Annotated in this window: 9 protein-coding genes and 2 pseudogenes; 2 read left to right on the top strand and 9 right to left on the bottom strand. The window is 48.5% G+C overall.

Going from position 1 to position 12305, the window contains the following annotated elements:
• Positions 1-549 precede the first annotated feature (549 nt).
• The 8 genes and pseudogenes from ABHV46_RS08090 to ABHV46_RS08125 all read right to left on the bottom strand — a co-directional run bounded on the left by ABHV46_RS08090 (position 550) and on the right by ABHV46_RS08125 (position 10570).
• Positions 550-2001, bottom strand: coding sequence for a right-handed parallel beta-helix repeat-containing protein (locus tag ABHV46_RS08090; protein ID WP_438381064.1), 1452 nt, complete (start codon positions 1999-2001; stop codon positions 550-552).
• Positions 2002-3254: 1253 nt separating this feature from the next.
• Positions 3255-3968, bottom strand: a complete 714-nt coding sequence (locus ABHV46_RS08095; RefSeq protein WP_438381066.1) for a glycosyltransferase family 2 protein — start codon at positions 3966-3968, stop codon at positions 3255-3257.
• Between the two features lie 21 nt (positions 3969-3989).
• Positions 3990-5606, bottom strand: coding sequence for a capsular biosynthesis protein (locus ABHV46_RS08100; protein ID WP_438381069.1), 1617 nt, complete (start codon positions 5604-5606; stop codon positions 3990-3992).
• Positions 5603-5977: a capsular biosynthesis protein gene (locus ABHV46_RS08105; protein ID WP_336947444.1), complete on the bottom strand. Its 375-nt coding sequence runs from the start codon at positions 5975-5977 to the stop codon at positions 5603-5605. The genes ABHV46_RS08100 and ABHV46_RS08105 overlap by 4 nt, the downstream gene beginning before the upstream one ends.
• A 40-nt stretch (positions 5978-6017) precedes the next feature.
• The gene (locus ABHV46_RS08110; RefSeq protein ID WP_438381070.1) at positions 6018-7493 is read right to left on the bottom strand and encodes a WavE lipopolysaccharide synthesis family protein; all 1476 of its coding nucleotides are present in this window, start codon (positions 7491-7493) and stop codon (positions 6018-6020) included.
• A 493-nt stretch (positions 7494-7986) separates the two neighbouring features.
• Positions 7987-8479: pseudogene (locus ABHV46_RS08115) on the bottom strand (transposase); the annotation flags it as partial.
• Positions 8480-8526: 47 nt separating this feature from the next.
• A pseudogene (locus ABHV46_RS08120) lies at positions 8527-9055 on the bottom strand (DDE-type integrase/transposase/recombinase); the annotation flags it as partial.
• 1068 nt (positions 9056-10123) lie between these two features.
• Positions 10124-10570 (bottom strand): hypothetical protein, encoded by a 447-nt coding sequence (locus tag ABHV46_RS08125; RefSeq protein ID WP_438381071.1) that lies wholly within the window; start codon positions 10568-10570, stop codon positions 10124-10126.
• Between the two features lie 429 nt (positions 10571-10999).
• Here ABHV46_RS08125 and ABHV46_RS08130 point away from each other — a divergent pair, with 429 nt between their 5' ends.
• The gene (locus ABHV46_RS08130; protein ID WP_438381072.1) at positions 11000-11167 is read left to right on the top strand and encodes a hypothetical protein; all 168 of its coding nucleotides are present in this window, start codon (positions 11000-11002) and stop codon (positions 11165-11167) included.
• A 569-nt stretch (positions 11168-11736) separates the two neighbouring features.
• Here the strand turns inward: ABHV46_RS08130 and ABHV46_RS08135 are convergent.
• Positions 11737-12030 carry a MobA/MobL family protein gene (locus ABHV46_RS08135; RefSeq protein WP_438381073.1) on the bottom strand — a complete coding sequence of 98 codons (294 nt, stop codon included), beginning with the start codon at positions 12028-12030 and terminating at the stop codon, positions 11737-11739.
• On the opposite strand from ABHV46_RS08135, the gene traD reads away from it, so the two are divergent.
• Positions 11932-12243, top strand: coding sequence for a conjugal transfer protein TraD (gene traD, locus ABHV46_RS08140; RefSeq protein WP_438381074.1), 312 nt, complete (start codon positions 11932-11934; stop codon positions 12241-12243). The two genes, ABHV46_RS08135 and traD, sit on opposite strands and share 99 nt — an antisense overlap.
• Positions 12244-12305 lie beyond the last annotated feature (62 nt).

A 12305-nucleotide genomic window follows, 5' to 3' on the forward strand; every position in this document is an offset into this window, starting at 1 on the left:
AGGATTTGGGTGTGACGCTTGGTTGAGAAGCCGCCACGCGCAGTCGGCTGGGCGCCTCAGTTAAGCTAACCCCTATTTTATCTCGACAGCGCCGTACTGAGCGCGGACCACTGAGCTGCCGATTATGTCCGCCAATCGGCCGCGGCCCAACAGGGCCTGAAGCAAGGCGTCGAGCGTGCTCTGCTCGACCGCCGGGTCGGTAACGGCGGAACAAGCTGTTACTGTTTCTATAACCGGGAGAAAGGTAACGCTATTCTGCGCCTGTACGCGCCATTTACATCATGCCACCGAAAAACCCTGATTATCGTCGGTGAGACGGCAGCCACGTCTCGTCTCAACCGATAGCATCGGGCCGATCAGCGCCCCTAGCTCCGATCGTCTCGTCCAACTCCGCCTACAGAATGGTAGCTTTAAGTCAATTTCGTAGAGCCTTATTCCGCTCTGTCGACGAACGCTAAGACCGTCTAATCAGTGTCCCTCACACTCAACCACACAGGATTTGATGTGGCATCGCTGCGATAGGACCGTGATCGCATGAAGAAGCAGTTGTTATTGTATATCCATGCTGGAAGCGGTGTAGGGTGATCTTGACGTACTTTCGACGCCCGCTGGCTGTGCAGAAAAATTTGTGCCGTTTCCATGCATTTTAGCGTAGGTGTGGAACATTATGACAGTCCCTTGATGTATAGCTTGAATGCCGTACACCTTATTATCAGTTATAGAAACGGAATTGCCAGTCAAACGACCGCCATCCGCTATGACGCCACTTTGACCATTATCATGAATATTACATAAATCTAAGTCAGCGTAGCCACCATTCGTCACATTAATACCAATATTATAACCGGACACGTCGCAGCCGATGAGTTCTGCCGAAGAATTTCCAGTAATCCATACACCTTGTCCAGATGAAAAAATCAAAGATTTACTTATTATAATATTATGCGCCCAAATATGTCCACCAGTTAACCCGGTTATAGATGATATAAGCGATCCGGATCCGATAGATCCGTCAATATAAAGAGAACCACCACGCTCAGCATCATAGTTAGATCCTAACTGAATATTTTTATTTGTATAGTCGCTGGCATCGGTTGCCATGCAGGGCGTACATACAATTACGCCGCCACCGCGGGCCATGGCATTTACATCGCCCGCTAAAGCCATTGAGACCCCCCCCTGCGACGCATCGATACCTCCGTTGTTATCAGCGGTCATGGAGTAATAGAAATTACGAATAACAACGTGGTTGCCAACAGTAATGTTGGACCCAGCACCAAAAGCTATAATTCCACTACCATAACTCTGCGCATTCCAAGTATGCCGTCCAAGATGGTCAGTGGAAAGCAACGCTCCGGTGCCATCGGCTGGCGACTGGATGGTTATCCCGTCTATTAAACCGATCTTTCCGCCGCCATAGGCTGAAAAACCATTGAAGTTGGTGCCTTTGGTTTTAATGAAATTCAAGATAACTTTACCAGGATTTGTGGTATTACCGATTACACGTACATACTGAGTTTTTGTAACGTTAGTAAAAAATTGGTTATTAAGGTTATAGACGCCATCTGCGATGCGAATAGTAAGCCGTGCCCCGTTAAGAAAATTAGCGTTTATGGCGGCATGCCAAGCATCAAGCGCATTCCGATAGTCGCAGCGGTATGCACATACGGTCCAAGTTGTATCCTTACTAATGAAGGTGACGTGGGAGAGGTAATTTCCGCCGACCCAAATCGTACTCGGAGTAGCTGCCTCGACTGACTGATGCCTTTCGGTAAGCATGTGAGTTTCAGACTCTTGGGCACGACTTGCAGAGTCTGGCGCTCCGCCGTCAGTGTCAGGTTTCGTTTTCATTATCGGAACCATACGGTCATTCGTTCCGACAAGCTGGACTACATCGTTTCTGACTCTCGTTGTCTCACCCATATTCAAATTTGGGATAGGCTGCGCAAAGGCGTGAAAGGGCAACATGAATAGCGCAGCAGTCAAAAGAACCATTTTCATTCAATTTTGTTTCCGCAGCTATTGACATGATCAACCCTCTTATAGGGTAAATTCCTTCTTCCTGAACAGACTTCTGAGCTCGTTAATCTATGCGTTATTTTGCTTCCGCTAGGGCCTGTTAGGCCTTGAGTGACGGAAAGGACTGCATAGCTGCTTGTGATGAGCATGATGCCGTCTGCAATTTCTGTTGATACTTGGCGGATTTGGGAGCCTTTGATCGAGACGGTGCGACCCAAAGGCAAAACACCACCACGCAACCTGTGCCTGACAGTATCGGCGATCTTCCGGCGTCACCAGAACGGCGCAAAGGGAGGCTCCGAAAAAACCGGAGCAATTGCCAGGCACCTGACCGTTTGTACGGAGGCTTTGGCAGCAAGATCTGCGTTGCGGCCGAGGGGCGCGGAAAAGCCCTGTTATTTTCCTTGCCCCCTGGGCAGGCAGCACGAAGTACCGTCTGCCTTAGCTCTCCTAGGCGCATTGCCGGCTGCGTCGCGCCATGTAGTCTGTGACCGGGGATATGCCTCAAACCGGTTTCGTGAAGATTTGTGGAGCAGAGGCTCGCGGCCAGTCATTCCGACCAAACGAAATGCACCGTCCCTTTCGTGCCCCAAATGGGTCTAATGAATCAGTAATCTGCATCGCAGCCGCCGCAAATCACATCAAGACCTAACAGGGTCTAATCAGGGATGTATGTGAAGTCGGGACACCGGACTTGATTGTGTCGGTTGATCACCAGCTTCCTCAGATAATCAGAGGATTCTCTGTGCTCTAGATGTGACAGCGCTTTGCATTGCTTCCGGTGGATCGCTGCTCGCCGACTATCGTCGCGAAAAGCCGACGAACACGCTCGTGATCAGTGTCATAATTGATCCCCCATAGAGGCAGGCTGTGAAAAACTCCATTTCGCCAGAACCCGTTCGATTTTGGCATGAAGCTTCTTAATGTTGTCCGGGATGCCTATAATTCCTGCCACCTACCATCCCCTGAAACGCCGAATGCCGTCAATATGCAATTGTTGTCTGACGCATGCCGTTGCTAGACAACATTCCCAGAAGCGACAAATGTCCAGAGGCCTTTTTCCGAGCAGCTTAGAATCCGAGCTCCTCCGCATACCTGTTGTGCATGTCCGCCTTGATCGGGCTCAACCGCGATGCAGTCACATTTGAAGAGAGCACCTCGTCAAAAATGGAGAGCTACATCCATATTTTCGAAACCAAGGAGCTTCGATTCATTTCGGTTACGGAGCCGCGAATTCAGGCCGCATGTCTCACGAGAGCCTCATACTCTGACGGTACTCCGCAGAAAATAATGTCTTCTGGAGGAATTAACGCGTAGTGAATCCGACGTTGGGTCTGGATTAGATGATTGTAAAGCGGTGCAACATACAACTCATTTGCAGAACGAATCGAACGTTCTTTGTCGAGCGCATACAAAAAATCTTTCGATCGAGCAAAATGATAAAGCCCATCACTACATAACGTAGAGATCGGTTGTTTTTCTGTTGTACGTTCGACTAAAGGCTCTTCTTCCGCATGTTTTGGTCCGACGTATGACCAATTTTCTCCTTGCCCTACGAACACTTCCAAATAACCATCGGACGAAGCGAACCAAGGCGCAGTAGGAAAACAAAAATCTTTGCGAAATGTGTCAATATTAAAAATAGTAAGAGGCCCGTTTTCCGCCACGCCAGCCATTCTAATTCCGAACTCGACAGTTTCAGCTTGTCCCGTCGTCTCATGATCTAAAATAACAGTTCGTACGTCTCGAATTCCAAGCCTTTCAGTTTCTGCACGGATGAAAGCCTTGGTATCCGCGACCTCTCTGGCTATGAACACGAACGGTATCGTTTCAAAGTATGCTGAGAAGCTTTCGACAGATCGAGTAAATACGGTTTTTCCTGATATAGGCAACATATATTTAGGCTTATTATAGCCTGCTTTTGTAAATCGGCTAGACAGACCTGCCATGGGAATGATAATCATTTTTTCTCACCCTTTCATTTGCGTAAAAAGACGTAGCGCATTAGCAATAAATGCTTTCTGCCGGTCCGGCCTGTCGGCATGTAGGGGTAACATTGAGATAAATAACGATATCATAATCGCACGAATATCAGTACCGGAGGCCGAAGCGCCTGCGATCGTTACATCTGCAAACGAATCTTGAAGCCACTGGCGTTGCGGTGATACATCAAAGTTGAGTTCGAAATCATAGGCGTTGCGCTGCGTAAGATCGTAACGACCAGCAAGAATAAAATCGTATAGCCCGTCTACGGAGTGTGAGTACTTTGCAAGATCGTAACGAAAATCTCCGTATATCTCGCGCTCTCCGCTGAAAACATATCCACGCGGATCAATCACTGATATACGATCATTTCGGGAGTTATAGAGAATGTTACTAAAACAGAAGTCGCCGTGGATCAGCGTGCATGGCTCTTCATGAGAAATGGGAATTAATCTCTCTAGCTCGTAGGCTATGCTAAGAAGGGAGGGGGTGGGTCGATTCTTGTAAGTCAGTTCGCGTTCTATATCGAAACCACTTTCCCTTGCGAATTGTTCCAACCGCCCGAACGATTTCTTTCCCATGAGCTCCCGAGAATATTTTTCTCGTGGAGCTTCACCTACCGTTTTCGTACAAATCTCGAGAAATTCAATGCTAGAAGCAAGAATTTTTTTCCATGTTGCGCGCCCGATCTGTCCAAAGACGTAAATTTCCGCAAGATTAGGTGCGTATTGATACTCTGTTGTATAGCTTGCACTTGGACCATCTACGTGTTTCTCCAGTAACCGTGCTGTGTAGGGCTGGACTGATGGTGGTACGTTTTCAAACCATTCTGCTTCTGCGCTCATTTTGAAAGTATCGGCTGATCGCTTGCAGACGGTATTGTGTGTGATCTGAAGATTATTGAACACGCGCGCAGTTGTGACCACTCGACGGGAGCGGAAATAGGTCTGAAGATGACCGAAATCATACCACTCATCTACCCAAGACAAAGTCAAAGGTAGATGTCGGTTATAGAGATTAAGTCCTTTGATGAAATCGCCGCGCGCTTGGCTGACCATACGAACGATTTCTGCGCCACTTGAAAAAGCGAAATATCCGCAAGCAACTGGCCGATCAAGATCCATCTCATTGGCTGCCTCGATCGTCTCCAGAGAAACGATTTCATCATTCTTATGATTTATTGCGGCCCACGAATAGTCATCGCCTTCGATATGCCCAGCAACGACATCAAATCCAGACGGGATCGTTCCAATCTGAGTATCACCGTATAATAAACGGACACCACCTGCATAAGCATTGACGACGTTGATAGCGTAGACCAAAGATTCTCCTAGGCTAAGCCCGTCTGGCACTGACAAGAGGCTTACCCCCTTATTGGCGAGGCAACGGCGATCATGCGCAGGCACCTCGAAACTTTCCGGAACGGTAAGATAGAGAGGTTCCGCATCCTGTATACTGTCCCGGAGGGCCTGGACCTGTATATCGTAAAGACGACCGACTCCCAAGGGAAGGAAGGCGGGGGGAAGAAGTCCAAATTCGGCTATGATTTCCGAATTACTAAAGGCGCCTGACAGAATCAGACTAATACTCGTGAAGCCGCTCATTTGCCCGATTCTATTAACGCTTCAATTTCATGAAAGGATAGAGAGATAAACTCTGCTGGACGAATGGCTCGATCGTCGATGTAAAACCCGGCGGTACCGCACCATGGCTTTCCAACATAAATTTCGTCATACGGCACATCGTGCTTGTTAAGCCATTCAATCACAACAGGCAGAGTGTGCGCGTTAATCTTTCCCATAGCACCCTGATAGGTACGCATGTTACGCGCGGTCTGAATGAGGATCTCGAAGCCTTGCGCCTTATATTCTCGAAGCTTCGCGATCAACGGCAGATTAGGCTCCTGGTCGCCATAGGAGAGCGATTGATCGTTAATCGTCAAAGTGTCATCGAGATCGACAACTAGGCGTTTCATAAGCAATTATTCTCCTATCGCCTTCGCGATTCTACCGAACCTATCGCCCTTGCCAACCTAAGAAATGCGAGAGCTTTCCTTTTTTACGAACAGACCTCGTGCGGTCTTTGGATGATTTTTCATTGGATCGCAAGCCGATTTCCATCACCGGGATGGATATAAATGAAATACCCTCTTTCGACAGCGTCACCTCGACATTGTCGGCTGTTTCGGTCTTGATTGAGAAATCGACCTGAAGAAAACCAGCTGCCATTTTTCTGGCAATGTGCTGCTCTTTCTCGGCAAGCAAAAGCTCGCCGTTATTCGCTGTTACACGACATAGCAGTCTACCTTTCCCGACAAGACGTGAGAACTGAATGCGCGCCACGTAATGACCGTTGGGGAGGCTGATATAAGGTCCGAAGAAAACAAGTCCGTCCTCGTCTCGCGCAATAATTTCGCCGTTTTCTCTAACACCCTCTCGCATGTGTAGCTGGGCTGCTCCATACCGTAACGGAAAACTTCCGTCCGAGCTTGCTGCGATAGCCGGCACTGATTCTTGTGAAATATCCGAGGTGAGTGATTGTTCCGGCGAAAGCGGAACGTTCATGTCCATAGAAGTAAGTAAGGAGAGGTCTGCCTGCCCTTCGATCTCTGCGATGCGCTGGATGACGGAGAGGTGCGTTTCATCCCTGGATAAGCAAAGTTCGCGCCAGGTTTCATGAGTAATACATTGAATTCTCTTATTTTTATCAAAAAACTCGTGATTGTACTTATTAAATGCAGCTTTTGATCGAAAAATATCGCTAGGTATAAAATTATCTATCAGAATATCTAAGCTCAGTTCACGCGAGCGGAGGTCATTGTGGCGTTCCAGTTTGAGCTGTGGGAAGTGTGGCTTGAACATGTTATACATAAGGTACTGTTCGACAGCTCGCTTCGTCAGGAATTGCCGTTCCGGCCCGTTCGTTCCCGCTAGATACGTGTGATTGTTATAATACATCGCATCCGACAGAGTGATAGGCATTACATTCCAGATCTTGATAACATCTCGTGTTAAGCCCAGATGAAACCAGTCGCTGAAATGTAACGGTAGGCGTTCCAAAGAGTACGGATTAAGCGTATAGAGCCACGAGATCATGACTCTCTCCTCGAAGACGGACGCCTTGCCGCGTGGCAACGTACAGCCCGCTGCGTATTCATACAGGAATATCGGCTCGAGAAAAATTAGATCTGATCGTATTCGAAGAACGTATTCGCTTTTAACGAGTGCCAGCCCAGCCTTAGCAGCGGCGATCTGGAAATTAATATTATTAGACGCCGGACTGTCTCGTTTAATTGGCGGCAATGGCAGAGCGGGTTCACCGAGCGTGATTGCATCGCATACCTTCTCTAAAATCGAGAATGCATTCCATAAGTACCCATCGTGCCGATGCTTTGGTACGAGGCTAATGTCTTGTAGAATGCCGTCGACCAAGCTACCGGCTATAATATCAGTCACGGAAATAGCAAGAATTATTTCCGAATTAGGGAACATATTCCGCCATTGGAGACATATATTTGCAGTCTCTATTATGTTGCTCTGGTGAACTGGACCTTGCACTACAATCCCAAGTTTGCCAGGCTGGAACCATTCCGTATTTTTCACTTTAACGTCACCCTGCATTAGTCGATATAGGTCTCTGCGAATCGCTTCGGAAATGGCGGAGACAATCTGCGCTAATTACGCGGCCATGAAGGTGTGGTCCATAGCTATGTGGAAACTGTTCCCCGGCTTCGGCTTGCGTTATGCTGCCGATCAGCACCGCGAGTTTTGACTGTTTGACCAATTCGAAAATAACATATCTCACAGCATCGAGTAGGCACCTCGGTCCCATCCCATCAATTACCTCAGTCTGGTTATTGTTGTAACTGTTGCCATGGTCTAAATCCCGCTTTTTCGACGCGCTCAATATGTCGAATGGTAACCTATCGAGTCACGATCCTATTTGCTTACAAGCCCTGTGCCCCCTTAGAGTCTGCTTGGCGGTTCAAGGACGGGCATTTCTAAGAGCGAGATTGGCGCCCATTGCGATGAGGGTCATGGCCTGTGAAACGTCGATACGGCGTTCATAATCACGCACGAAGCGTCGCCAACGGGTCATCCATCTGAAGGTTCATTCGATGACCTGCCTACATGACAGAACCCTGAAGCCTCTTGCTTTATCACAACGCCGGATATTCCCGAGGACGAACTCTAAATAGGCCGCCTTGTCCATCCACTCGAACCGCTCTTAGGCACCGTCGACGAAAGATGCCCTACGCCCCGCTCGCTTCCGGTCGAACATCGACTCTATAATTTAGATGGTCTGGAATAGGAACGGCCGTCCCAGGTCACGAAACCGGCCATGGACCGTGCACCAAAATGCTCGAAACGGATCGGCAACATGCGCTAGCTCGCAGCCCGAGCGGACCTGATCGCGCAACGCCTCGACTCCCTCGCTGAACTTCAACCTCTCGCGGACGACCCATGCGCACAGGTTCGGACGATCTGAGGTAAACTCGTTTGTCTAGATAGCTTCTGTGACCAATTAAGCTGTAATCGGCTGTTGTTTTGCTGCCTGTTTAACGGTGTTTCCGTTGACCTTTCGATCTGGGGTCGACCCCAGCCACAAAGATGTCGGCGGGCCATGATACGCCTCATCAGGAGTGCGTCCAACCAAAGCTGAATGTGGACGCCACCCGCGCCCGTTCACGCCGATCCGAATCAGACGAGCTTGCATAACCTCAATGAACCGGGCTGTTATAAAGTCCTGCTCTCTGAACCCTATTGAAAATTTCAGGCACGCCGTAGCGGACCAGAGCCTCCCGTAGAGCCTGAATGCAAAACTCTGCGTCCATCGTATTCAACAGACGCCGCGACAGAACCTTGCGCGTCGTCCAGTCCATGATCACTACGAGGTAGAGAAAGCCCTTCCGCAATGGAATGTAGGCGATGTCCAAACACCCAACTTGGTTAGAACGGTCGATCCCCCCCCCCCCCCCCCCCCCCCGCAGAAGATAGGGATATTTCCGATGTGACGAGTGCGGCACCGTCGTGCGTGGTTTCTGGTAGATCGCAGCCTCATCTCCGCCATGAGCTGGCGAATACCCTCGATCGCCTACCGTTTCCACTGCGCAATCATCGTCTAATACGCACCCCGCTTCGACAAAAGCTCCGCCAGCATCTGCTCGTCCCGAATCACATCCAGAGCAATGCCTGAACTAAACTCACCCGAATATCGTCCACACGTAACCTCCGTCCATAAAATCTGCTCTTAATCAGGTCGGTCTATAGCTTAATGCCGTATGTAAAAAATAAGCCGCCCTTAATTCTCCAGACGGCCAATTTTTTAACTAGCATATCAAGCGGCAATATATCTTTTGACCCTTAATACTTAAATTACTCTATATTTACGAATATCTCGATCATTATAACTATATTTTTTATTATCATTTCCGCATACATCGCGAATAGATTATATATAAACCATTTACATATAGAGAAATCCAAATAAATATAGAAGCCTTTCTCAAAGTCCTTGCAATATCGTCACCGGTCCTAATTATGGATACCGGAAGGCAATTATCTTCTTTCTGAACCTGTATGTAAATATTATCGATATTTCGCATGAGTAAAATCCGTTTTCCAGATTAGATAAATCGTTTTCCACTAAGAAATCTTGGAATTCTAATGAAAAAATAATATTTCTTTTATCTTGTGTTTTTTGGTTGTTTATTGCGAGAATTCCGATTGCACATTTTTTATCCACCCAAATTTCTGGATGATGCAGCTTTAGGTGAAGCCTATATGAGAGCGTATTTCCTTCAATCAAGAAAATCGGGCCCGCGACATCCATTGTGTACGAAGTATATTTATGAAATGAGCTAAGTGACGACTGAAAGTCTGGAATGTTATCTCTGCCAATAATCGCAGAATTCCGCATCCGCGCAGAGCATGTACTAACCCATGATTCACATGCGGCAAAAGAATATTCGAATAAGGAGCAACGCTGCGCAATCTCGAGTGCAAAATAACATCTATCTTATCGTTCTGACCGTATAGCAATGCCGACCTAGACCATACGCCACTATTTTTAGGTATTTCCAACAACCCCTCTCGCCATATTTCTTGGTTAATTTCTTTAGTCACACTAATTCTTTTAAAATCTTCCATCCCTGCAAAAAATCAGTTTTTATATTTATTTGAGGAGATAATGCAAAAACTTTTGCTTTAGGAATTTTCTCCGAAATACAACGCTGCCCCCCCCCCCCCATGCTGCTGCCAATGCATGAGACATTCTCGTAGACTTTGGATAGATCCGTTATATATCCTAAGAGCGCACGATGGCCCCTACCTCCATCGACGTATTCCCCAGGAAAGAAGAACCAGGAATTATTTAGATCCCGCACGAAAAGGATATCTACTTTAGTCTCCTTACGGAGGCCTATAAAATCAAACGTTCCCGTTTCCAACCTGAAATTATCAAAACTCGAAAAAACTATAAGCAAATGATTGCTATTATTTGACACAAATAATGTACTTCTTTCTATTACATGGTTTTCGCAATCATAAGCTGTAAGATATTTTGCCATACACGCCTCGCATACGAACTACATCGAATTTTCTATAATTATCTAATGTAGACGAGGATTCGGCGATATGATATAATCCTGTATAGCTTTTATACTGTCAAATTCTTGTGAGCGTAAGATTGAAATCCTATGCCACCGTTACTATTTTTATTGCACCTCATAAAAAATTTCACTTGCTCGTCGCCAATCGATGCGCCCGAAACCCCAGAGGCGGCCCCGAGTTTTCGGACGATTGATTAGGTCGTGTTGAGGAAAGGGGTATCCAGTGGAGCTGCATTCTGATTCAAGTCTGCTTTTTTGGGGCCGCCATGGATCGCGGAGACCTATCGGACGCAGAGTGGAACGTGATCGGGTCGCTATTGCCGCTTGAGCGTAGCCGGTAGACGCGGCCCGCGGACGACAATCGGCGTTTCCTGAACGGCATGCTCTATGTATTGCGTATTCGGCTGCCCTTGGCACGACATGCACGAGCGCCATGGCAAGCGGAATCCCGTCTATGTCCGCGTCCGCCACTGGGCCGAGCAGGGCGTGTGGGACGCAATGCTGCAGACGCTGGTCGATCTGGGCCTCACCGATGACTGGCAGCATACGCGGTGATGTCACGTTGAATGACGTGAGGTAAGCGAAGCTCATCAAGGCATAATCATGCAATTATGAGCGATTAATGCCGCTCAAAGTGCCAGTCCCGAGCCCCCCCCCCCCGAATTCTCCGAGCGGTATCCTGTTCCTCAGCGCCTGAGGAATTGGCGTAGATGGCGGTGGTGGTAAGCTGGGCGTGACCGAGCCATTTCTGGACGAGATTAAAGGAATGGTATTGGACGCAGTCGCGACCCCTTGTGCGACGAGTCCACGTCGCACAATACGGCTTCGTTCATAACACCATGGACAGATCGATCTCATCCCTGTGCCGGTCGATGAAGTTGTACCATTTTACAACAGTCTGCCACGTTGTCGGATCAGCGCGCTCCATGATCTCTCTCCCCACACTCCATCCCATATCCTGCATCGCGCCCTTGCCGGTTCCGGCACACCCGACCATTATAGAAAGATTCCGAGACCGCGTCGCCTCCCGTGACGAGGATCGCTCGCACTCGCAGCCGTCCTTGCATAGTACAACCAGATCGGAACAGCCCTCGACCTGAGCCATCACAGCACTGAACTACACCTTAATCCACCGTATGGCGATGCACGAACCGCGCCAGAGCGATCCTCCGTGCCTTGCTCATCTTACGCGAAATGGCGACTACCACCTTTCGCGCCAGCCCGGCGTCCTTGTACGCCCCGCCAACCTCAACCTCGTTCCATAACAAGATATGATAATGAAGCCACTTCGGTGCCCCGGCGGGCATCAATATCTTAGAATGAACGACATCCTCTTTCCTGCTGAAATCATGGGCACAATTCAGACATTCGTTCTGCAGAAAAGGACCAAGGCATTCATGATACAAAGGACCATGCACCTAGGTGAATTGGTCGAAGCGCTGGGAGCGGATGCACTCCCCGTCAAAGCCTTGGCCGGAATTCTGCTCTTAGCTCTGGAACAGGCAGAGGACAAACCCGAAGAGATCGTGGGTAAAGTAAGCGCGGTCAGGCCTTCTTTCAGACTAGGACAAAGTGCTGGAACGTCAAATGCAGCTTCGTTTGGCTCGAACGATGCTGCCGTTTCACATTGAATTCCGCCGCGGCACTCTTGTCATCCGAGGGATCGCTCAGAAACGCCCACGTCTGCAAACAT

Source organism: Asaia sp. BMEF1 (assembly GCF_051628905.1).
Taxonomy (GTDB): domain Bacteria; phylum Pseudomonadota; class Alphaproteobacteria; order Acetobacterales; family Acetobacteraceae; genus Asaia.